General features: G+C 68.9%; 18 protein-coding genes and 1 pseudogene. 8 read left to right on the forward strand and 11 right to left on the reverse strand.

Annotated elements, in window-relative coordinates; all coding sequences use genetic code 11:
• Positions 1–556 precede the first annotated feature (556 nt).
• Entirely contained in the window at positions 557–1,033 is a 477-nt protein-coding gene (locus OH768_RS53265) for a DUF4232 domain-containing protein (protein ID WP_406464868.1), read from the forward strand.
• A gap of 81 nt (positions 1,034–1,114) precedes the next feature.
• Here OH768_RS53265 and OH768_RS53270 read toward each other — a convergent pair whose 3' ends face one another.
• Together OH768_RS53270 and OH768_RS53275 are read right to left on the reverse strand one after the other, a co-directional pair.
• Complete coding sequence (locus OH768_RS53270) at positions 1,115–1,759, reverse strand: LuxR C-terminal-related transcriptional regulator (RefSeq protein ID WP_406464869.1); 645 nt, start codon at positions 1,757–1,759, stop codon at positions 1,115–1,117.
• Positions 1,744–3,102, reverse strand: a complete 1,359-nt coding sequence (locus tag OH768_RS53275; RefSeq protein WP_406464871.1) for a sensor histidine kinase — start codon at positions 3,100–3,102, stop codon at positions 1,744–1,746. The genes OH768_RS53270 and OH768_RS53275 overlap by 16 nt, the downstream gene beginning before the upstream one ends.
• A gap of 314 nt (positions 3,103–3,416) precedes the next feature.
• Here OH768_RS53275 and OH768_RS53280 point away from each other — a divergent pair, with 314 nt between their 5' ends.
• Both OH768_RS53280 and OH768_RS53285 read left to right on the forward strand, forming a co-directional pair.
• Positions 3,417–4,739 (forward strand): serine hydrolase domain-containing protein, encoded by a 1,323-nt coding sequence (locus OH768_RS53280; RefSeq protein ID WP_406464873.1) that lies wholly within the window; start codon positions 3,417–3,419, stop codon positions 4,737–4,739.
• 144 nt (positions 4,740–4,883) lie between these two features.
• Positions 4,884–7,538, forward strand: a complete 2,655-nt coding sequence (locus tag OH768_RS53285; protein WP_406464875.1) for an MMPL family transporter — start codon at positions 4,884–4,886, stop codon at positions 7,536–7,538.
• Between the two features lie 293 nt (positions 7,539–7,831).
• Here OH768_RS53285 and OH768_RS53290 read toward each other — a convergent pair whose 3' ends face one another.
• Together OH768_RS53290 and OH768_RS53295 are read right to left on the reverse strand one after the other, a co-directional pair.
• Positions 7,832–8,245 (reverse strand): hypothetical protein, encoded by a 414-nt coding sequence (locus tag OH768_RS53290; protein WP_406464877.1) that lies wholly within the window; start codon positions 8,243–8,245, stop codon positions 7,832–7,834.
• A 95-nt stretch (positions 8,246–8,340) separates the two neighbouring features.
• Complete coding sequence (locus OH768_RS53295) at positions 8,341–8,685, reverse strand: hypothetical protein (RefSeq protein WP_406464878.1); 345 nt, start codon at positions 8,683–8,685, stop codon at positions 8,341–8,343.
• A 575-nt stretch (positions 8,686–9,260) separates the two neighbouring features.
• On the opposite strand from OH768_RS53295, the gene OH768_RS53300 reads away from it, so the two are divergent.
• The gene (locus tag OH768_RS53300; protein ID WP_406464880.1) at positions 9,261–9,818 is read left to right on the forward strand and encodes a DUF2637 domain-containing protein; all 558 of its coding nucleotides are present in this window, start codon (positions 9,261–9,263) and stop codon (positions 9,816–9,818) included.
• 592 nt (positions 9,819–10,410) lie between these two features.
• Positions 10,411–11,415, forward strand: a complete 1,005-nt coding sequence (locus OH768_RS53305) for a pentapeptide repeat-containing protein (protein ID WP_406464882.1) — start codon at positions 10,411–10,413, stop codon at positions 11,413–11,415.
• A 99-nt stretch (positions 11,416–11,514) separates the two neighbouring features.
• Here OH768_RS53305 and OH768_RS53310 read toward each other — a convergent pair.
• From OH768_RS53310 to OH768_RS53335, 6 genes and pseudogenes are all read right to left on the reverse strand, one after another.
• Positions 11,515–11,894 (reverse strand): annotated as a pseudogene (locus OH768_RS53310) (phosphopyruvate hydratase); the annotation flags it as partial.
• 1,335 nt (positions 11,895–13,229) lie between these two features.
• Positions 13,230–14,345, reverse strand: coding sequence for a Gfo/Idh/MocA family protein (locus tag OH768_RS53315; RefSeq protein ID WP_406464883.1), 1,116 nt, complete (start codon positions 14,343–14,345; stop codon positions 13,230–13,232).
• A 109-nt stretch (positions 14,346–14,454) separates the two neighbouring features.
• Positions 14,455–14,997, reverse strand: a complete 543-nt coding sequence (locus OH768_RS53320) for a nuclear transport factor 2 family protein (protein ID WP_406464884.1) — start codon at positions 14,995–14,997, stop codon at positions 14,455–14,457.
• A gap of 79 nt (positions 14,998–15,076) precedes the next feature.
• Entirely contained in the window at positions 15,077–15,544 is a 468-nt protein-coding gene (locus OH768_RS53325) for a MarR family winged helix-turn-helix transcriptional regulator (RefSeq protein ID WP_406464885.1), read from the reverse strand.
• 404 nt (positions 15,545–15,948) lie between these two features.
• Positions 15,949–16,791: a fumarylacetoacetate hydrolase family protein gene (locus OH768_RS53330; RefSeq protein ID WP_406464887.1), complete on the reverse strand. Its 843-nt coding sequence runs from the start codon at positions 16,789–16,791 to the stop codon at positions 15,949–15,951.
• 37 nt (positions 16,792–16,828) lie between these two features.
• Positions 16,829–17,533, reverse strand: a complete 705-nt coding sequence (locus OH768_RS53335; RefSeq protein ID WP_406464888.1) for a GntR family transcriptional regulator — start codon at positions 17,531–17,533, stop codon at positions 16,829–16,831.
• Between the two features lie 133 nt (positions 17,534–17,666).
• Between OH768_RS53335 and OH768_RS53340 the strand changes: the two genes are divergently transcribed.
• The 3 genes from OH768_RS53340 to OH768_RS53350 all read left to right on the forward strand — a co-directional run bounded on the left by OH768_RS53340 (position 17,667) and on the right by OH768_RS53350 (position 20,794).
• On the forward strand, positions 17,667–18,590 hold the full coding sequence (locus tag OH768_RS53340) for a VOC family protein (RefSeq protein ID WP_406464889.1): 924 nt from the start codon (positions 17,667–17,669) through the stop codon (positions 18,588–18,590).
• Between the two features lie 53 nt (positions 18,591–18,643).
• On the forward strand, positions 18,644–20,386 hold the full coding sequence (locus tag OH768_RS53345; RefSeq protein ID WP_406464890.1) for an FAD-dependent monooxygenase: 1,743 nt from the start codon (positions 18,644–18,646) through the stop codon (positions 20,384–20,386).
• Positions 20,387–20,572: 186 nt separating this feature from the next.
• Positions 20,573–20,794 carry a hypothetical protein gene (locus OH768_RS53350; RefSeq protein WP_406464891.1) on the forward strand — a complete coding sequence of 74 codons (222 nt, stop codon included), beginning with the start codon at positions 20,573–20,575 and terminating at the stop codon, positions 20,792–20,794.
• A 680-nt stretch (positions 20,795–21,474) separates the two neighbouring features.
• Here the strand turns inward: OH768_RS53350 and OH768_RS53355 are convergent.
• A complete protein-coding gene (locus OH768_RS53355) occupies positions 21,475–21,894 on the reverse strand; it encodes a peptidoglycan-binding protein (RefSeq protein ID WP_406464892.1) in 420 nt (139 codons plus the stop codon).
• Positions 21,895–21,923: the final 29 nt, after the last annotated feature.

A 21,923-nucleotide genomic window follows, 5' to 3' on the forward strand; every position in this document is an offset into this window, starting at 1 on the left:
GGCGGGTTCCGGTTGGTGCTGGGTGAGGGGCGATGGGTGGGTAGCCCGGAGGCGATTCAGGTATGGGCCGCCTCGCGGCGCACAGACGGAGCGGCATCGCGCTATGGACGTGGCGATCCTTGTTCCGCTGGGGCACGAGGACGGTTCTGGCGGCGTGGCTGGGGCGGACGGCGACCTCTGATCGGCAGGATCCGACGTTGTCGCGAAGCCACACAACTGGTCGGCCGAGGATGACCTCCTCGCCCTCGACTCGGCCCTGGCCGGGCGCCGCGCCGCGCGAGTGGGAGCGACGCCGTGTTCGTCGGTGTCGGGGGTCGTGGTCAAGATCCGCTGGGTCACGGGTGTGTCCCGGCGGCCGGTGATCGCGAAACGGTGCCGATCGTGCAGATCCTGCCGATCGGCTGCTGGAAACGGCGTCCCAAACGGCCGACGGGCGGGGGACACCGTATTTGGGCCCGTATTCGGGTGGGCCGCGTTTCCTGGGCCGGACGGCAACAGGGGAGGGGCGCGGCAAGAAGAAGGGGAGAGGTACGCGGGGAGGCCGGTTGGGAAGGCCTTGGCGGGGGAGGACGCGACCTCGGGGGGTGGTTCCGGTGCGGACGCCGGGGTCGGCAAGTGCCGCACCGACGAGTTGGAGGTCACCGCGACGGACAGCACCATTGACGGCGGCCCTGAGGATTCGGTCGCGGTCACGTTCAAGAACGGCGGCGGCCAGGACTGTTCCCCGTCCGGATACGCGGGCGTGGACCTGAAGACCAGCGAGGGGGATCTGTCCGCCGAGCGCGGTGGTCAGGAGGCCGGCCCGACGACGCTCAAGGACGGCGAGTCGGTGTCCTTCGGTATCAACTACCCGGTCAACGACTCGGGCGACTCCGGCGTCAAGATCACCGGACTGGTGGTGACGCCGCCGGACGAAACGAAGTCGGTCTCCCTCGAATGGCCGGGCGCCGCCAGCCTGCCCGTCATCGACGGCTGCGGCTCCGTCGTCGAGGTCGGCCCTACGGGCAGCGCTGGCCAGGGCGGGGCGAGCTGACCCGAACGCCTCAAGGTGAGGTGTACCGCTACGGCTACAGCTACGGCCCCCGGACACGACCGCTCAGCGGCTGTGGTGGGCTCAGCCTTCCAAGTACGCGAGGACGGCCAGGACCCGGCGGTTGTCGTCCTCGGACGGTTCGAGGCCGAGTTTGGTGAAGATGTTGTAGCTGTGCTTGCTGACGGTCTTCTCGCTGACGAACATCCGGGCGGCGATCGCGGCGTTGGAGCGGCCCTGGGCCATCAGTGAGAGGACCTCGTGCTCACGTGGGGTCAGCGCCAGCAGGTGAAGGTCGGCCGAGCGGTGGGTCAGCAGGGCGGCGACCACGTCGGGGTCCATGATCGTACTGCCTGAGGCGACCTGGCGGACGTGGTCGACGAACTGGTCGACGGCCATGACCCGGTCCTTCAGCAGATAGCCCACGGCCCCGGCGCGGTCCGACATCAACTCCCTGGCGTAGAGCTGCTCGACGTACTGCGAGAGCACCACGACGGGCAGCCCGGGGAGCTGCCTGCGCGCGTCGATCGCGGCCCGCAGGCCCTCGTCGGTGAAGGTCGGGGGCAGGCGTACGTCGATGATGGCGACGTCGGGTCGGTGGGCTGTCAGTGCCCGGATCAGCGAGGGGCCGTTGTCAACGGCCTCCACGACCTCGAAGCCGTTGGCCTGGAAGATCCTGATCAGGCCCTCGCGGAGCAGGGCGAGATCCTCCGCTACGACGATGCGCACGGCAACGACATCCTTATCTCGGTGGGTCCGCCGGGCGGGCTGTCGACGGTCAGGGTGCCGTCGAAGGCGGCCAGGCGGCGGGCGATGCCGTGCAGGCCGGTGCCGGCACCGATGGCGGCGCCCCCGCAACCGTCGTCGGACACCCGCATCGTCAGTTCCCCCGTGCTGCCGCCTGGGTGGGTTGTGAACTCCACCTCGATGCGGATGTGCTGGGGCCGGGCGTGCTTGATGGCGTTCGACAGGGCCTCGGTGACGGCGAAGTAGGCCGCGGACTCGACGGGTGTGGGCAGCCGCCCGGGCAGGCGGGTCACCACCGTGGTCGGAATGGGGTTGACCAGGGCCAGGGCCCTCAGCGCGCCGTCCAGGCCACGGTCCGCCAGGACCGGCGGATGGATACCGCGTACCAGGTCGCGCAGTTCGGCCAAGGCGTCGGTGGTCGCCTCCCGGGCCTCGGCCAGCATCCGCTGGACGGCCTGCGGATCGTTGGGCAGCATCTGCTCGGCCAGGCCCAGGCTCATACCCAGCGACACCAGACGGGCCTGCGCGCCGTCGTGCAGATCCCGTTCGATCCGACGCAGTTCACCGGCCTGGGTGTCGACGGTGTCGGCCCGCGAGGTCGCCAACTGCTGGACACGGGCCCGTAGTCGCGCCTGCTCGGTCGGGCCGAGCAGGGAGCGGATCACCAGGGCGTTGAGGTTGGCCAGGCGCACGGCGGTGGTGTACCAGACCAGGAGGAGCACAGGACCGAGTGGGACCATCACGAACGACTCCTGGACGCTGTGCAGGCGGAAGCCGTTGCCCAGGGGGGTGCGGAACACCTGGGGCGGGGTCAGCTGGTAGAGGAGCGGATAGATCAGGTAGAAGACGCCGCCGAGGAAGAGGACGAACGACAGCCCGCAGGTGAACCAGCCGGTGATCGAGTTGACCACCAGCCAGGCCCAGTCCCGCCAGGTCGCCGGGTCGCGCAGGAGTGCCCACAGCCGCGTCGGCCAACCGGCGTCCGGGGGCGGCAGGTAGGGCCGGGGCATCGGTTCGCCGAGCCGGTCGGCGGCCCAGTGGCGGTGCAGTCCGGCGTACCAGCGGACCAAGACGGTCGCGAGCAGGGTCAGCGGGATGCCGACCCCGAGCGCGACGACCGACACCGAGGTGATCCAGAGCGTGGCCAGGCCGGTACCCAGGACCGTGCCGAGCAGCAGCACCAGCGACCAACCCAGCAGGCTCACCCGCACGGCCAACCCGGAGGGCGGCGCGGAACCGTGGCGCGGGCCATGGCCGCCGGGCACCGGGCGTGCCCTGGAGGGCGGGGCGCCGCCGGGACAGCGGCTCGCGCTGGAATCGGTCATCACGCTCCATCATCGTGCATCGGTGTCGGGGCGACCGGCCTCCCGGTCGCCACCGGTCCGTGCGGCCGGTGTGGTCCGTGACCACCGGTGACGTACCTCGATCGCCTCGATCATGACCGGGTGGCCGGGGGCCGCACAGTGGGGTTTTCTCCACCCCCCTGGGGGCTCAGCCCCCGTGTTCCGTTGCCCCGGCCCGGCGAGGCTGGAAGGGCAGGCAGGCATCGACGGCAGCACCGCCGCCGAGCAGTGGCCTGCATCCGTGCGCCGGCGTCGGACGATCCGAGGCCGGTGTCCTCTCGTTCAGGAGGCCCCTCATGACCGCATTCGCGTCGTCCCCGCGCCACCGCCGCCAGGCAGGCCTGACACTTTTCGTGGCCGCGGCCTTGACCGGCACCCTCGGTGCCTGCAGCGGGGCGGCGGCCAAGCAGCCGTCCGCACCCGTCGGTGCGGACGTGTCCCAGCAGGCCCGACTGGCCGAGCTGGCCCAGCAGGACGTGGACGCCGGAGCCCCCGGGGTGATCGTCCGGGTCGACGACGGTCACGGACGGCCGATCGAGATCGCCCGGCAGGCCCCCTGGAGCAAGGCCGACCACACCCTTGCCGCGGAGGACAAGTTCCGGATGGGCTCCAACACCAAGACGATGGTTGCCACCGTGGTCCTGCAACTGGTCGCCGAACACCGGCTCAAGCTGAGCGACCCGGTCGACGCGTGGCTGCCCGGCCTGGTTCCCAACGGGTCCGCGATCACCGTACGCATGCTGCTCAACCACACCAGCGGTCTGTTCAACTACACCAACGACCCCGACGTGCTCAAGGCGTTCACAGGCCAGGACACCAGCGTCTGGACGCCCCAGGAGCTAATCGCCGCCGGCGTCCGGCACGACCCGCTGTTCGCACCCGGCACGGACTACGCCTACAGCAACACCAACTACGTCGCGCTCGGCCTCGTCGCCGAGAAGACGACCGGACACACCCTCGGCGACCTGATCCAGCAGCGGATCGCCGGTCCGCTCCACCTGAAGAACACCTACCTGGTCACCGGCGCCGACACCGACACGGGTACGGGCAAGGACGCCGACGCCGGCACCGAGAAGAGCCCCGTACTCGCCCACGGTTACGAGCCCAACGCCACTCGCCTTGGCCCGCTGCTCCCTCCGGGCACGCCCGCCGGGACCGCGTTCGCCGGCCCGGCCCGGCCCGCGGGATACGTCGACACCACTTTCATCAACGCCAGCACGGAGTGGGCCGCCGGCGGCATGGTCTCCACCGCGCAGGACTGGGCCCGCTTCGACAGCGCGCTGCTGTCCGGCAAGCTTCTGCCGACCGCCCAGCTGAAGGAGATGAAGACCACCGTCGCCGAGGAGTCCGAGTTCCCGAACCGCCGGTACGGGCTCGGCCTGGAGAAGGTCGTCACCCCCTGCGGCACCGTCTGGGGCCACAACGGCCAGGTCCCCGGCTACTCCAGCGAGGCCTATACCGACGCCACCGGCCGGCGTACCGCCTCGGTCCTCACCTCCACGATCTTCGGTCTGGCCTCGCCGAAGCCCGGCGCCGCCAACCAGGCCCTGGTGAACGCCGCGGTGTGCGCCATGCTCGGCAAGCCGATCCCCGCCACGCCCGCGTCCCCGGCGGCCTGAATCCGCCGCCTGACCCCGGCCGACTGACGTCGGCCGCTTGCCTCCGGACCGGCTCGCCCCGCACCCCGCACCCCTCATGCCTCGCCCGTCGCGTGAGCGGTCCCGTTCCGTCTCGTCTCCCGTAGAGAAGAAGGTTGTTCAGTCATGTCCGCACTGGCCAGATGGTGCTTCCGCCACCGCCTTGTAGTTGTGGGGATCTGGGCCGCGATGCTGGTCGCGCTCGCCGTGCCGTACGCGATGCTCGGAACCAGCTACTCCAACGAGTTCAGCCTGCCCGGGGCCGAGTCCGCCAAGGCACAGGCGCTGCTCCAGTCCGCCGCTCCCCAGCAGGCCGGGGACAGCGACCAGATCGTGGTGCACGTACGCGACGGCTCGGTCCGGGACGCCGCCGTGCGGGACAAGGTCACCCCGATGCTGGCCAAGGTCGCGAAGCTGCCTTCGGTCGCTTCGGTGACCAGTATGTACGGCCCCGCCGGAGCACCGCAGATCAGCAAGGACGGCACCACCGCCTACGCGACGGTGACCTTCGACGCGACGGCCGACCGGATACCGGTCGCCGACATCACCCGGGTCGTCGACACCGCCCAAGCCGCCCGTGACGCGGACCTCCAGGTGGAACTCGGCGGCCAGGCCGTCAGCAGCGCGGCCGAGGGCACCACCCAGAGCACCGAGGCGATCGGCATCGCCGCCGCCGGCATCATCCTGTTCGTCGCCTTCGGCTCGCTCCTGAGCATGTTCGTTCCCCTGCTCGTCGCGATCGCCGCACTCGGCGCCGGGCTGATCACCGTCGGACTGACCTCGCACCTGATGACCCTGGGCAGCATCGCCCCCACGGTGGCGGCCCTGATCGGGCTCGGTGTCGGCATCGACTACGCGTTGTTCATCGTCAGCCGCCACCGGACCGGCCTGCAAGCGGGACTGCCGCCCGAGGAGGCGGCGGTCCGCGCGCTCAACACCTCCGGGCGGGCGGTGGTCTTCGCCGGCCTCACCGTGGTGGCCGCGCTGCTCGGCCTGCTCGTGCTGGGCATCGGCCCCCTGACCGGCATGGGCGTCAGCGCCGCCACCGCCGTCCTGTTCACCGTGGCCGCGGCGGTGACCCTGGTGCCGGCCCTGCTCGGCGTCTTCGGCACCAAGTTGCTGAACCGGCGCCAGCGACGCGCCCTCGCCTCGCACACCTCCCCCGTCTCGCACGCCTTCCACGCCCACGGCCGGGGCCGCTGGGCCGAGCGGGTCGAACGCCACAAGACGCTGTACGCCCTGGGCGCGGTCCTGGTCGTCGCTGCCCTGTCGCTGCCCACGCTCTCCCTGCGCCTGGGCGCCTCCGACGCCGGGAACGACCCGAAGGCCAGCACCACCAGAGCCGCCTACGATCTGCTCGCCGAGGGCTTCGGGCCTGGTTCCAACGGGCCGTTGGTACTCGTGGCGCAACAGGGTTCGCCCGGCGACGGTCCCGCCCTGAAGGCCCTGGTCCACGCTGTACGGCAGACGCCGGGCGTGGCGGCGGTGGCCGTCGGGCCGGGCGGCGCGACAGGCGGGCTGTCCGTGATCGACGTGGTTCCGACCAGCGCACCCCAGGACAAGGCGACCAGCACGCTGGTCACCCACCTGCGCGAGGACGTCATTCCGGCCGCGGAACGCGGGACCGGTCTGACCGTCCACGTGGGCGGCCCGACGGCGGCATCCGCCGACCTGGCCGACATAGTGACCGGCAAGCTGTCACTGTTCCTCGCGGTGATCGTCGGACTCGGCTGTCTGCTGCTCATGATCGCGTTCCGCAGCATCCTGGTGCCGCTGACCGCCGCCGTGATGAACTTGCTCGCCTCGGCCGCGTCCTTCGGGGTCGTCGTGGCCGTGTTCCAGTGGGGATGGGGCTCGGAACTCCTGGGCCTGGGCAAGGCCGGGCCGGTCGAGGCCGAACTGCCCCTGATCATGCTCGCGATCCTCTTCGGACTCTCCATGGACTACCAGGTCTTCCTGGTCAGCCGTATGCACGAGGAGTGGGAGCACACCCGTGACAACCACCGCGTGATCCGGATCGGTCAGGCCGAGACCGGCCGGCTGATCAACGCCGCCGCCCTGATCATGATCTGTGTCTTCACCGCCTTCGTCTTCGCCGGCCAGCGGGTCATCGCTGAGTACGGCGTGGGACTGGCCGCAGCCGTCGCGATCGACGCGTTCGTCCTGCGGACCGTCCTGGTCCCCGCGCTGATGCACCTGCTGGGCCCGGCGAGCTGGTGGCTGCCCGGCTGGCTGGACCGGATCCTGCCGAGGCTGTCCATCGAGGGCACACCGGTCTCCGGCCCGGCCCTCGCCGCCCCCGCGTCTGCGAGTGCGGTCCCCACCGTCCTCGCAGACGCGAGTGTGCCTCCGTTCGTCCCCGTACCCGCGAGTGCGGCCCCCGCCATCCCCGTACCCGCGCGTGTGCCTCCGGCCGTCCGGGCGGAGGCACTGCGCCACCTGGTGGCGGAGACCGCGGCCGAGCCGTCGGCGCCGGTCCCACCCGCCGTGGCGCCGGCGTCGCGCCAAGGCGCCGGGCTGAGCGCTCCGAAGTCGGTCGGAGTCGCCTACCTCTGGTGGTTCTTCCTCGGCCTGTTCGGCGGCCACCACTTCTACCTCGGCCGGACCGGCCGAGGACTGGTCCACCTACTCAGCATCGGCTTCTGTGGTCTGGGCTGGCTCGCCGACGGGGCCACCCTGCCCCGCCAGGTCCGCAGCGCGAATGCCCGCAATGCCCCGAGAGACGTCGTACCCCCTACGAACGCCACGGTCGGCTTCGGCCTCCACGACTCCGTCCACTGACCGAGGCCCCGCTCGCCGACCCGGCCCCGGACGCGCTACGCGGACACCGCCACCACATGCTTGCCCGCGATGCCGCCGTGCTCGAACGCCCGGCGCGCGGCGGCGATGTCCGCGAGCGGATACACGCTGTCGACTCTTCCGCGCGCCGGGTTGGGATCGTCGTACGAAACATCCGGTGGCGAGTGGTCGTCGTGGACGGAGACAGCGGGTGTTGTCCGGCGGCAGGCTGCGTGCTGCAATTCGAAACGGAGACACGATGAAATCTGCTCAGGCCCTCGCGGTAACCGGAGTGTTCACCCCGGCTCTTGCCGGGTGCAGTGGTGCATCTCCCGAGCGGGGTTTCTGGACCGCGTTCGCGTCGACCGCCGCACCAAGTGAGGGGGACCGACGTTCGTCGTGTGATCGCTGACCGGGCGTCGCACGAACTTGGTCATTCGGGCGAACTCGTCGGCCGGATTGACGTCGTAGGTGGCGAAGAGCAGGTCGGTGAGCAGCTGTCCGAGTCCTCGGTAGGTGGCGAGCGCCGCGTGGTACTCCCGCGCGGACACCCCGGCGTCGATTTCCCTGAGCCAGGCCGTGAAGGGCATGAGTTGGTCCGCGTGTTCCGGCTCCATCGACACCTCGGCCCACCAGGTCGAGTACAGCCTGAACAACTTCTCCAGGGTGGAGGGAGAAGGCGAGGGGCACACGGTCCGCGTGTGGGCCACGGGCGCGAAGCGGAGCAAGCAGATCGGAAGGCAGTACAAGCGGGAACGTGGTCTCGCACTGAACGGGAGGTCCTTCAACGTGTCTCTCATGAAGGTCACACCGTCATGACCTTCGAGATCGACAACGTCGAGATCTGGGATCGAACGACGGGGAATGAACGATGCCGTCGACACCCGGAGGCGGCGCACACACGGCGGTCGGGGTCCGCCCCGATGGCGGAGAGCACCGCCTGCGCGGCGCGCCATACCTTCACCACCAGGCCAGCGGTCTCGGGGCGGGCGGCGGTCAGGAGCAGCGGCGGTCCCGACAGGCCGCAGGCCTCTGTCAACAGGCGGCCGCCGGGCTTGAGTGCGTATACCAGCCGCTCGACGACGGCCTGGGCCGGCGGCAGATGCATCAGGCCGTTCTGGATCGCCGATTCGCGCGTATCGGAGTGCACTTGGTGCGCGTCGCCGCGAACCCTGTCCCTTTGCGGCCGCGTGGGTGGCGACGGGGGACCGCCGTCACCCAGCCGTCAGGAAGGAGCGCACCCCTGAACAGCTCGTATGGCAGAGCGTGACGGAAGTGCTTGTTATTGGAAGTCCCCCTATGGTTCGAACCTGTGACAGTCGCCCAGCACGATTCGGACCATCGTGACGGTGCTTCTCACCTGCGGCAATGACGTGTGAGGGCATGTCGTGGGCGCGTGTGATCGCCCTGCGCGACCGATTGTGTGTGAACCATAGGTAGTTTCGCAGGTAGGACCATTGCTGGCCCTGACCTGCGAAAATACAGAGTGTGACTGGTGCCCCCGGGGGGACTATTCGCAGATGGTTGCGGGGCTGACCAGCGGTTTCTTGTGGGGCGGCTTGTGGTGGAGGGGCGGTTCCGACCTGCGGTGTGGGGTGCGAGGGTGCGATGAACGCCTCGGGTGTGGAGTCCGCCGCGAGCCAGGAGCCGCGCCGGGCGGCGGGGGGTGGGCTGTCTGATCTTGACTCCTGGTTGCGGCGGGGTTGTGCGTTGGTGGTTGCGGGGGTGGCGGCGTATGCGTCGTACGTGCATCAGCGGGAGTTCGCGCTGCAGGGTGGTGCGGATGGGGTGAGCGCGTCCTTGTGGCCGTTGTCGGTGGATGGGTTGTTGCTGCTGGCGACGGTCGGCTTGCTGAAACCGTCATCGAATGGCGGCCGCCGGGGACGGTATGTGGTGTGGCTGGCTTTTCTGTTGGGGATCGTGGTGTCTCTGGCCGCGAATATTGCGGCGGCGCCGGCGCTGGCGTGGAAGCCGGTGCTGGTGGCGGGTTGGCCGCCGGTTGCGCTGTTGTTGTCGGTGGAGTTGTTGGCGCACCGGCCGGCTGTGCAGATGGATGCGGAGCATCGTCTCGGAGAAGGAGCCGAGGTCGACGGGGTCGGTGATCGAATTCTTGGGGATCCCCTGTTGGAGCGTGCCCGGCAGGTCGATGCCCAGCACCAGGATCGGCACCAGCGTCCGGTCTCGGCTGAGTCGCTGCGTAAGGAGCTTCGGATCGGTGCGGACCGGTCGAGGCAGTTGGTGGCTTTGGTGCGGGCGAGCCGCAATGGCGGCGCACGAGAGTGAGTGCCGACGCTTCAGGGCTGCCTTGGCAACCGTAATTGCACCAGACCCGCCCTTGACCTGTGCATTCAGGTTGACGGAGGCTCAGTGGGGTGTCCAGGGTCTGGGCCGCGGCACACCGGCTTGTCGTTCGCGCCCACTCTCGACGGGGGTCGGCTGTTCCGCATGGCAGATGTCGCTGTCGGGACGCCGGTTGTCGTACGCGTGCTGTGGCTGCAGAGTACTCCGGGACGTACGGCTGGCGCGGCTGCTGCCGTTGACCGCCGTTTCTGAGGCATGGCACGGCAAAGATCGCCGCTCACGTGGTGCAAGAGGCCGTGCGGGACCTGTAAAGACTCCCCGGATGACCGCGCTGGTCGGATCAAATGACGTCATGGCGACGAGCGCTTCCCAGGGCAGGAGATCAGCACAGCAGCTTCGCCGTATTGCCCAACGCCGAGCGGCAGTTCGTGCCACGACGGGACAGCAACGGACGGGGGCCGGTGACCCGCAGACGCCAACTCCGTCTGACCCCGGCGATGCAGTGCGGCGCCCGGACGATACGGATGCCACACGGCCGTCGACACCGGACTCACACGCCGGCGACCAGACTGGGGTGGCGCGGGACTGGACGCGTCACATCGAAGTGCTCGGCACGGCGATCGGCAGCACGCTGACGGCCATCGCCGCCATCGCGGCCGTACTGATCAGCGTGCTGCTGAATCACAACGAAACGGCTACGACCAGGGAAGGACAGGTCACCGACCGCTACACGGCCGCCATCGACAACCTGGGCAACTCCTCCGCCGACGTGCGTCTGGGCGGCATCTACGCCCTGCAGCGCATCATGAAGGACTCGTCCCGCGACCAGGCATCCATCGTGGACGTCCTGTCCGCCTACATCCGCGCCCACTCCTTGTCCGCCGGGAAGGAGAGCGCGGGATACGCCGGACGGCCCGAAGCCGATGTCCAGGCCGCCTTCGAGGTCCTCGCACGCCGTAATCCCGCCCACGACGGCAGCTCCGAGGTGGATCTGCGCGACGCCTATCTGCCGCACATCGCCGTACGCAGCGCCAGCCGCGAGGGGAGCATCGAAGAGGACCTCACCGGAGTGGACGCCGCGAACCTGCCGGACTCCAACCTGAGCGGCGCGCATCTCAGCAGCGCCAACCTCCCCGGATCGAATCTGCGCGAGGCGTATCTGGTCGGGGTGGACCTCAGCAAAGCGGCCCTGAACGACGCGGACCTGCGAGAGGACTGGCTGGACGGAGCCGACCTGATCGGCACGCGACTCGACGGGGCCCGGCTCGGCGAGGCGAGCCTGGTGGACGCCTCTCTCAGGGGCGCGAGGCTGACCGCCGCGAATCTGCAGAACGCGGACCTGCGCGGCGTCGACCTCACCGGAGCCGATCTCAAGGGCGCGGATCTGCGAGGGGCGGATCTGCGTACCATCGCCAAGAAGACGGTGAACGGCAAGGCGGCAGGCTGGACCTCCAGCAACACCACGCATGTGACGGTTGCCCAGTTGCTCACCGCGCAGCTCGACTCCCGCACCGCCCTGCCGTCGGCGCTGGCCGGCGATCCGAAGATCAGGGCCAAGATCGCGGAATCGGACGGATGATCCGGTCCTCAGCCCGCGCGGCGCCGGGTGGTCGCCGTGGTCCGGGTGTTTGCCCTGGTCCTGCCGGCCGTCACGCGGCCGGGGCGCTCAGCGGGTGAGGCCGTAGGGCAGTGCCGGAGCGGCGGTGGCGGCCAGCGAGACGCCGATGATCGCGTTGGCTCCGAGCCGCGACTTGGTGTCGGTTCCGTCCAACTGGATGAGGGTGGCGTCGACTTCGGTGAACGAGGAGTAGGAACGGCCGCTCAGCGCGTCGGCGATCTCGCCGTTGACGTGAACGGCTGCCTGCGCGACGCCCTGGCCGCCGTAGCGCATTCGACGGCCTCGCGGGTTCCGGTGGAGGCACCGGAGGGGACCCCGGCCCGCACCGTCAGGCCGTCGGCGGTTTCCAGGGTGACGGCGAGGGTGGGGCGGGCGCGGGAGTCGAGGATCTCGGTGGCGTGCAGGTGGGCGATGCGATGCGGAGCAAGGTGCCGGAGCACACGGAGGCGGATGTGCAGCCGCACCGCGCCCCGCTGGAACAAGCTGATCGCGTCTGTGCGCGCGGTCTGCGAGCACGCGTTCGCGCACGTGAGGTGTCTGGCGCATCATCACCAAGCTTCGACTGTCGGCCCGTTACGCCACCACGCTGCTGCGGGCGCTGCTCGTGCTGACCAACACCGAAGTCGCACGCTGACAGACGACCTCGGGAGCAGACAACCGCCCGCGCCCAGTACAAGCACGAGATCGCTGACTCACAGCAGCCCCCGATGACCTGCGGGTTCGAAGCTGGACGAGGCTCAAAGGTCTTCTTAACTAGGGTGTGTCCGCCGGCAGGGGCCTTCAGCTGCGGACACGGCGGGGTCGAGCGATGCGGTTCCAGAGTCGGTGTCGCCGGTAGGAGCGAAGGTTGGCCTCTGAGCCGGCCAGGTGGCTTTGGTAGGTGGGATCGGTTGCGGCGAGCTTCCGGTACTGCTGGACGGCTTGTTCGCTGATCGTCACGGCCTCGTGGTACCGGCCGAGGTCGGCCAGGTGGATGGCGAGGTTGTGCAGGGAGCCGCCAGATTCGGGGGCGTAGGCGAGGGTGTCAACGCGCCGCGAGTGTCACGTTTCAAGGGCCGAATGAATGCCGTGGCTACCCGGGGAAGTGAACCGCCGTGGCGAGTTCCTGTCAATGTCCTGGTACGGACCATCCTCCGGGTTTCGGCGACGGGAGGCTGTCGAGTGCCGATGTGCATGCATGGCGGCCGTGATCGCAGGCGGTCGGCGCCGGCTCGACCAACTCCCTGCGGGCATCGGACAGTCACTCGGATTCGGGCGTCGTTCGCTCATGCCGGGCGTGCCGCCCGGAGGTCGGCGCGCCCGGCGCGCACCAGCCCCCGGGAGCACGGCGCGGAACAGGGTGCCTTGGAATGAGGTAGACGCAGGCCATATCCCAACCCCAGCCGTCACCGTGCTCCGCTCTCAAGGTTCGACCGCATCGGCGGCACCCCATCAGTCCCGCGCCCTCGCACCGCAGGGAACCGTGGGTAACGGTGCGTCGGGGATGGAAATGACCTCTCATGCCCAACCGGCGACGAATCTCCGACTCAGGTCAGGGGGCGTCAGTCGTGCGATGAGCCGCACGATGACCCTCGCCATCAGCCCGCCCACTTCATCGAGGCGGCCCGGGCGACGGACAGCTGTACACCTCACCGGCGATCCCTGTCCCGCCGCAGCCGCCCACCGACACGCCTACACCGCCTGCGGCCTGCCCGATCCGGCAACGAGCCATCGGCGGGAGGCTGCGCGTACACGACCTGGTATTTCGAATCATGGGCGTCATCGGCCTCTCCGGGTCAGCCGAGCGTTTGACGCTGACCGGTTGCCGCGGCCGTTTCGATCGCGTTCAGCATGCGGTGGCGCGTGACCGCGTCCTCGAACGTGGGGCACACATGCGTTCCCTCCCGATAGTCCTGGGCGAACCGTGCGTACGACTGCGCGACGTTGGTGGAAGGGCCCGGGCCCTGCGGCGGAGACCACCGGTACTGCTCCGGCACGGGTAGGACCTCAAGCGAGGACTGCGCGCCCCTGCCGCCGCGTACGGTCAGGTCGAAGATCTGCATCTGGCCGCCGTCGGCGGTGACCTGCAGATCACCTTCGGTGCCGTTGATCTCCCAGAGAAGGTTCGTGCCGCGCGAGAAGCCGCCGCGATAGTGGATCGAGAACGCGGCCCCGCCGTCGAGTAGTCCGGTGGCACTCACTTGGTCGGCCGCGGTCATGGGCCTGTGCTCGCCCGTTTCATCGATCGTGACGGTCTTTCGCCGCACGGTGGTGGTGGCCGAGAGCTCTTGGACCTCGCCGAGGCAGTGGCACAGCGCATCCGCCGCGTGGCCGACCGCGATCGACAGCATCGTCGCGCCGTTCTTCTTGTCGGCGAGATATGCGTTGTGGGGTTCCACCGTCGGTCCCCAGCCCATTCCCGAACCGATCAGCGTCGTGGAGAGCACCTCACCGACGTACCCCTGCTCGATCAGATCACGGACGTACGCAACCGCCGGCGCGGAACGGGCCTGCAGACCCGCCACGGCGAGGACGCCCTGCTTCCTCGCGAGTGCGGCCAGCGTCTCCGCCTCTTCCAAGCCGTTGCCGAGGGGCCATTCGCAGTACACGGCCTTGCCCGCGCCTAGCGCCGCGCTCGCCAGTTCGAGGTGATGGGGCACTTTCACGGTGACGGCGACGACGTCCACGGCGTCGCTGGTGACGAGGTCCTGGTGATTGTCGAAGGCGAGAGGCACACCGAAGAGCTTGCCGGCGGCCTCGGCGGATTCACGTCGGCTGGTGGACAGCGCCGTGATCTCGAAATCGTCCGAGAGCGTCTTCAACGCGGGGATATGCGCCTGCGCCGCCCATCCGCGATCCGGATTGGCGCCGATGATGCCGACGCGAATCCTCTTGGTTTCACCCTTGCTCATGGCGATCATTCCTTCCTTGAGCGGCGCCCGGTCAAGCCGCCGCGTTGAGTGGCGAAGAAGCCGAAGCCCACGGCCGGACGTCGTCGGACGCCGGCGGGGCCGCCGCCTGCTAGGCCGTCGGCAGGACCGACGAGAAGCCGTAGCGGGCGAGCTTCCAACAGCCGTGAATCCTGTGCAGCACGAACAACTCGTGGTTGCTGCTCGCGAGCTGCGCGCCATCGGCGAGCGTGGTGACGGTGCCGGTGGAGGCGCTTCGCAGGAACGCCCACTCGGAAGACACGATGTTCACCTCGGCGACCTCGAAGGTGAGGTCGAGGCGGAGCGCTTGAAATATGCCCGTGTACGTCGCCCGTACGGCGTCGATACCGACCGCGGTCGGAGCTCCCGGAGGCAGCAGCACTGCATCGTCGGTGTACAGCCGCACCACGCCCGTCACATCACTGGCAGCCAGAGCCCTTTCATAGCTCTTCAGTACTCCCACGATCTCGGCATGCTGCTGCGCCTCGAATCGGTCGCGTCGAGGTGAATTCGACGACGGGGACTGCCGCATTGTCTGAGCCTCCGCGGGATCCGCGGAGGCGACGGCGCCGAGAGCGGTGGCACCAAAAGCCACGGCGGCGCTCTTGCGGAGTACGGTACGACGGCTTGTCATGAATTCGGCTCCTTCTGGAAGCGGTTGCTGAAAGAGGCATGTCGCCGATGACTGCGACGGCCAACGCGATGCGCAGCTGTCATTCGGTGGAATCGGCGCGGTGTCCGGCTGATCGAAGCCGGGTCAGGGTGGCGCTGAACTGCCGCAGGGAAGTGGCGTCGACGGCCGAGCCGAGCCGGATGCGCAGCTCGTCCTCGAACGACGTGACGGCGGCGGCGAGCAGCCGCCTGCCGGCGGGTGTGGGCTCGATCACCGAGGAGCGTTTGTCGTCGGGATTGGGCCGGCGACGACAGTGCCCGGCCGCCTCGATACGGTCCACGAGCTTGCTGACTCCGCCGACGGTGATCGACATCTCCTCGGCGATGTCCTGCACCCGGCACGGGGCGCGCCGCGTGATGACCCGCATGGGCTCGAACCTGCTGAGCGGCAGGTCGCAGTCGGCGCGCAGGCGCGTGTCCACCGCGTTCCACAGCTCGATCTCGAAGCGGATGAGTTCGTCGAACAGGCCCGCCAGGTCCGGTACGGCATCACCCTCGTCGATCTCCACCGGCGAAGGTTGTTTCCGTGGAATCATGTTTTTAAGATAGCACATACATTCCATGGAATGTAATGATGTGCGGTGCTGCACTTGATCCGCCTACACATACCGAACCAAATGATCAGGTTCGGAAAGTGGAATGGCGTCTGAGACCTGCGGCGGTTCCGCGGTGAGCAGTCGTGGCCCGACCCGCGGCGAAGTGCGGAGCCTGGTTCCCGAGGAGCGAAGGTGGGATCCCTGTTGCACGCAAGCCGGTAGCCACAGGTCGGTGTCGGCGGGCGGAGCCTCCGGAATGCGTCGCGGATGCTCTGAGAACGCTCGCCCTGTTTACGGGCAGGGCGGGCCAGGGTGGTGCGGTGGGCGGGGCGGTGGGCGGGGCGGTGGGCGGGGCGGTGGGCGCGTGCGGCGTCCAGTCAGGCCACGAAGCGCTGGCGCAGTTCGCCGATGCCCTCGATGGTGGACACCAATTCGTCGCCGGGGGCGAGCCAGCGCTGCGGGGTGCGGCCGAGTCCCACGCCGGCCGGTGTGCCCGTGAAGATGACGTCCCCGGGCGACAGTGGCAGGACGGCGGACAGGCCGGCGACGAGGGCGGGCACCGAGGAGATCAGGTCGCGGGTACGGCCCTTTTGGACCTCCTCGCCGTTGACGGTGCAGCGCAGCTCAAGATCGTCGGGGTCCTCGAACGCGTCCGGGGTGACGAGCCAGGGGCCCATGGGGGTGAAGCCGGGGTGGGACTTGCCGAGGCTGAACTGCGGGGCGGGTCCGGCCAGTTGGCCGATCCGCTCCGAGATGTCCTGTCCCACCGTCAGTCCTGCGACGTGGCTCCAGGCCGCTGACTCGGAGACCCGGTACGCCCGGGTGCCGATGACGGCCACCAGCTCGACCTCCCAGTCGGTGTGCCCGCCGGCCGGCAGGGTGACAGCGGTGACCGGGCCCGAGATGCTCGTACGGAATTTGGTGAACACCGGCGGCAGACCCTCAGGTGCGGCGAAGCCCGATTCGGAGGCGTGGTCGCGGTAGTTCAGCCCGATCGCGAACAGCTGGCCCGGGGACGGGGCCGGTGCGCCGAGGTCGCCCGGTGCGAAGTGGATTCCGGGCGGCAGGTCGGCCTGCTCCGCCCAGGCGCCGAATTCGGCCCAACGCGGGTAGACGGCCTGAGGATCGGCGGTGAACCGGCCTGCGCTGGCCTGCTCCATGTCGACGGCCAGACCGTCGACGATGAGGACTAGGCGGCCGGAAAGGTTGGCGATACGCATGGGATGCTCCAGCTGCGAATGAGGCGTGCGTCGGACGTCATGCGGTGCCGCCGAGCGTCGAGTTCGGCTCGTCCTCGGCACAGCTGATCAGCAGCTGCGCGGTGTGCGCGATGTGGTCGCGCAGCAGCTCGGCGGCGAGGTCGGGGTCGCGGGCGATGGCGGCTTCGAGCAGGGCGCGGTGCTCGCCCGGCAGGTCACGGTCCGGTTCCTGCCCGAAGGACACCGACCACTGCCGGTACAGCTCCGCCTCCTCCCGCAGGGCACGAGCGGTGTCATGGAGCCTGCGGTTGCCGCACCCCGCGAGCAGGGCCATGTGGAAGGCCCCATGGGCCTCCGCCCATGCGTCGCTGGGGTGATCGTGGTCGCTGTCCGCGAAGAACGGTGCGCGTTCGAGCAGATGGTGCGCGGCGACCGCCTGGGCTTCCCAGTGCATGTCGCCGTCCAGTACGGACAGGCGAAGGACGAGCGACTCGATCTCCACCCGGGCCCGGGTCAGATCGGCCAGGTCCTCGTGGGACAGCGGAGTGACCATGTACCCGTGGTGGGCCTGCGTCTTGACCAGGCCCTCGGCGGCCAGGCGGGTCAGCGCCTCGCGGGCCGCTCCCACGCTGGTGTCGTAGCGCTCGCACAGCTCCGGGAACTTCAGCCGCTGTCCGGGGACCAGTCGGCCGCCCAGGATGTCGCCGCGCAGCCGCTGGTGCACCCCGTCCGTGCGGGTCTTCGAGCCACCTTGCCGATTCATGCGAACAGTGTAGCCACATGCGAATGAAAGAGAAACATTCGAAAGTTTATTGACGAGTCGAATGAGCGGGAGTACACATGGATGTCATCCAGCACATACATGGTTTGAGCTGCCGGAAAGGAGCGTGGCGACGATGCCACTGCACCGGCTCAACTCCCTCGTCATCGGCGTGCCCAACGTCGAGGAGACAGCCGCCTACTACCGCGATTTCGGTCTCGTCCGCGACCACGGCGGATGGTTCGCCACCCGGGACGGCGGCCGGCAGTTGAAGATCGTGCACGCCCCCACCCGACGTCTGGTCGAGATCAGCATCGGCGTCGACGACACCGACGATCTGGAACGGATCTCCCGTCGTCTCACGGCATTGGACCTCCAGGTCAAGCGGGACGACAGCGCGCTCGTCACCGAGGAGCCGGTCGCGGGATTCCGCGCCGTGGTGCACATCGCCGACCGCATCCACCAGGACCGGGAACCGCCCACCCCCTACAACGGCCCCGGCCGCCTGGAACGCCCCAACGGGCGTGCGCCGGGCGTGCTTCGGCAGCAGCCGGTACGCCCCCGCAAGCTCGGCCACGTGGTCATCGGGTCCGTCGACCACCAGGCGACGATGCGGTTCTTCACCGAAGGACTCGGATTCAGGACCAGCGACTACATCAAGGGCCACGGCGCGTTCATGCGCTGCTCCACCGATCACCACAACGTCCTGGTGCTCGGCGCCCCGGTCAACTTCCTGCACCACACCTCATGGCAGGTCGAGGACGTCGACGAGGTCGGACGCGGCGCGTCCGCGATGCTCCAGGACCATCCCGACCGCCATGTCTGGGGCCTGGGCCGCCACCACGCGGGCTCCAACTTCTTCTGGTACCTGAAAGACCCGGCGGGCAACTTCTCCGAGTACTACTCCGACATGGACTGCATCATCGACGACCAGCTGTGGACCCCCGAAGTCCTCAACGGCGCCAAGGGGTTGTTCAACTGGGGACCGCCGCCCCCGCCCTCCTTCCTCAAGCCGGACGACCTCGCCGCGCTGATGACCGGCGCACACCACGCCGGCTAACCCGTACCGGCAGTTCCCCAGGACCTCAGGACCTCAGGAGAGGTTGATCGACCATGCCCACCTTCGACACCGACGTGCTGGTGATCGGCGCCGGCCCCGCGGGTCTGACCGCCGCGGCCCTGCTGGCCGAGTACGGCACCAGCGCCATCACTGTCACCAAGTACCCGGGCACCGCGCACTCCCCGCGCGCCCACATCACCAACCAGCGCACCATGGAGGTCTTCCGCGACCTCGGCATGGAGGACGACGTCCGCGAGGCCGCCGTACCCAATGAGCTGATGGGCAACAACGTCTGGGCCACCAGCTTCGCCGGCCGTGAGCTCGCCCGCCTCATGACCTGGGGCAGCGGCGTCGCGAGAAAGGCCGACTACGAGGCCGCCAGCCCCACCGCCATGTGCAACATCCCCCAGCACATCCTTGAGCCGTTGATCCTGCGGGCGGGACAGCGGCGCGACGCCGACATCAGGTTCTCCATCGAGCTGATCAGCATCAGCCAGACACCGGACGCGGTCCACGCCACGGTCCGGGACACGACCAACGGCCACGAGTACGACATCTGTGCCCGCTACGCCATCGGCGCCGACGGCGGCCGCAGCACCGTGGCCCAGCAGACGGGCTTCGCGTTCGACGGCGAATCCGGCCTCGGCCACGCGGCTAACGTATGGTTCGAAGCCGACCTCACCCGCTACACCGCTCACCGTCCCGGCACGCTGTACTGGATGAGCCAGCCCGGCAACGACTACTGGGTCGGCTCCGGAACCTTCATCTGCGTCAAGCCGTGGACCGAGTGGGTCATGCTCTTCATGTACGACCCCGCCGAGGGCGAACCCGACCTGTCCGACACCGCGGTCACCGCCCGTGCCGCCGAGCTCATCGGCGACCCCGACATCGGCATCCGCATCAAGTCGGTCAGCAAGTGGCAGATCAACCACATGATCGCCCGCACCTACCGCAAGGGCCGGATCTTCCTCGCCGGAGACGCGGCTCACCGGCATCCACCCGCCAACGGCCTGGGCACGAACACGTCCGTTCAGGATGTCTACAACCTCGCCTGGAAGCTGTCCTTGGTCCTGCGCGGCCACGCCGGAGAGGCCCTGCTGGACACCTACGACGCCGAACGCCAACCGGTGGGCAGACAGGTCGTCGACCGGGCCATGAAAAGCGTGCAGGACATGCTGCCCATATCCCAGGCGTTCGGCTTCAGGCCCGGCCAGAGCGCGGAAGAAGGCTGGCGCGGCCTGGACCAGCTGCTCTCCGACACCGAGGCCGGCCGGCAAAGCCGAACCGCTCTGCGGGAAGCCGTCAGCCTGCAGAACTACCAATTCAACGCCCACGGGGTGGAGTTGGGCCAACGCTACAGCTCGACCGCGATCGTGCCGGACGGTGCGTCCCCTCCCGCCTACGACCGGGACCCGGAGCTGTACTACCACCCCACCACCCGCCCAGGGGCCCGTCTGCCGCACGCCTGGCTGCAAAAGGACAACCAGCAGCTGTCCACCCTTGACCTCGCCGGTCACGGCCGATTCACCGTCCTCACCGGTATCGGCGGCCAGGCGTGGCTCGACGCGGCCGAGAAGATCGGCGCGGAGCGCGGCATCGAGATCGCCGGACGACTGCTCGGCCCCGGCTGCGACTACGCCGACGTGCTCGGCGACTGGGACCGGGCAAAGGAGATCAGCGACCGCGGATGCCTGCTCATACGCCCCGATCACCACATCGCCTGGCGAAGCAACGGCCTCCTCACCGACCCAGCCGACGCCCTCCGACGCGTATTCGCCCAAGTCCTGGCGCACTGACTTGTTCTTTCTGGTCCGACCTCGGACGATGTCCCGAACGCGCTCCCCCGTACGAGGGTTCCGAGGACGTGAACACGGCCCGGTCCTCATCTGATCCTGTGCTCTGGCCAAAGAGGGACGTGACCAGCACGAAGGCTGTGAGGGAATGACTCTGCGCAACCGGGCGTCCGGCGGGAAGCGTTCGCGGTGGCGTCGTCCTTCGGGGACGACTTCTTCGACGCTGATCTTCTCCGTCACCGGCGCGGATACCTGCTGCTGGAGTGGATCCGCCAGGCCGAGCAGGACGCCCCGAAACCGATGCAGGGCTTCGCTGGCTTTCGCCGCCAGAACCTCCACGCCGCTCCTCCGGACCCGCATCCTCACTCAGCCATGACCTTCACGGAACTGCCGTCAGAGCCGTTTTCATGAAGCCTCATCAATATCCGTTGCCTATTCGGAGTTCGGTGGAGTTGTTGGCGCACCCGGCCGATTGTCCGGGCGGGGGGCGGGGGGCGGGGTGCGGGGGTGCGGGGGACGCCGAGGGCTATGGCGAAGGTGAACGGGGTGGTGGTGATCCGCTGTTGGAGCGTGCTCGGCGTATGGATGCCCGGCATCGGGAGTTGCATCAGCGTCCGGTCTCGGCTGAGTCGCTGTGGAAGGAGCTGCGGATCGGTGCGGACCGGTCGAGTGAGTTGGTGGCTTTGGTGCGGGCAAGCCGCAATGGCAGTGTTCGAGACCTCCAGGACAACTTGCCGCCGCGTTGAAAGACGATGACGAACATGAGGGGCATCGGCGGGGATGGCCAAGTCGCTCAGCCGGGTTCCCGTGGCACCCACACAGCTGACCCGCCTGGCGGACGAACTGTCCCGCCGCTCTTCGACTCCGTGCGCCTGACGGTTCGCTACGACAGACGGCCGAACCGGTGAAACCGTGTGCGGGGAAGGGGGCGCTCCATCAGATTCCAGGGAACGACGCTCTCGCCATCCGAACACGGTGTGACGAGGGGCTGTGCTTGGGCTGGCAGGCGGTTACGGGTGAGCTGGGGGCTGTCGCAGGCGGGCGGTCCGCCCTCCTCCCCCGTGGGAGGGCGGACCGCCGTCACGCAGGCCCTAGTAGCGCAGCCACTTCCAGGTCTGCGGGCCGACAATGCCGTCCACCCGGATGTGCGCGTGCTGGTACTTGTTCCGGAGGTGCTGGAACTCATGGACGGCCTTCGTGGTCTTCGGGCCGTACTTGCCGTCGATCGCCAGGTGTTTGCCGAGGGGTGACTTCCAGTGGAGCTTCAGCAGGCACTGCGCTTCCTTGACGGCCGCGCCCTTCGAACCGGACCTGAGGATCTTCGAGTTGCCGTGGTAGTAGTTGCAAGTCCAGCTTCCCGCGGTCCTGTCGGCGCGGACCGCGGCTACGGTCGCGGTGTGGGCGGACTGGTGATTCGCGCTCGTAGAAGCGGCCTCGGCCGCCGGGACGACGGCGAGACCACCCAGGGCGGCAGTGGCGACGGCGACGGCCATGCGCTTTCGTGCGTTCATGTCGTGGGAGTTCCTTCCCCGTTTGGTCG

This window comes from Streptomyces sp. NBC_01622 (assembly GCF_045209635.1).
Taxonomy (GTDB): domain Bacteria; phylum Actinomycetota; class Actinomycetes; order Streptomycetales; family Streptomycetaceae; genus Streptomyces.

Excerpts from the sequence above, each read along its gene's own strand:
- OH768_RS53275 (WP_406464871.1), bottom strand. The coding sequence starts at position 3,102 with ATGACCGATTCCAGCGCGAGCCGCTGTCCCGGCGGCGCCCCGCCCTCC.
- OH768_RS53280 (WP_406464873.1), top strand. The coding sequence starts at position 3,417 with ATGACCGCATTCGCGTCGTCCCCGCGCCACCGCCGCCAGGCAGGCCTG.
- OH768_RS53285 (WP_406464875.1), top strand. The coding sequence starts at position 4,884 with ATGTCCGCACTGGCCAGATGGTGCTTCCGCCACCGCCTTGTAGTTGTG.
- OH768_RS53315 (WP_406464883.1), bottom strand. The coding sequence starts at position 14,345 with ATGAGCAAGGGTGAAACCAAGAGGATTCGCGTCGGCATCATCGGCGCC.
- OH768_RS53320 (WP_406464884.1), bottom strand. The coding sequence starts at position 14,997 with ATGACAAGCCGTCGTACCGTACTCCGCAAGAGCGCCGCCGTGGCTTTT.
- OH768_RS53330 (WP_406464887.1), bottom strand. The coding sequence starts at position 16,791 with ATGCGTATCGCCAACCTTTCCGGCCGCCTAGTCCTCATCGTCGACGGT.
- OH768_RS53335 (WP_406464888.1), bottom strand. The coding sequence starts at position 17,533 with ATGAATCGGCAAGGTGGCTCGAAGACCCGCACGGACGGGGTGCACCAG.
- OH768_RS53340 (WP_406464889.1), top strand. The coding sequence starts at position 17,667 with ATGCCACTGCACCGGCTCAACTCCCTCGTCATCGGCGTGCCCAACGTC.
- OH768_RS53345 (WP_406464890.1), top strand. The coding sequence starts at position 18,644 with ATGCCCACCTTCGACACCGACGTGCTGGTGATCGGCGCCGGCCCCGCG.
- OH768_RS53355 (WP_406464892.1), bottom strand. The coding sequence starts at position 21,894 with ATGAACGCACGAAAGCGCATGGCCGTCGCCGTCGCCACTGCCGCCCTG.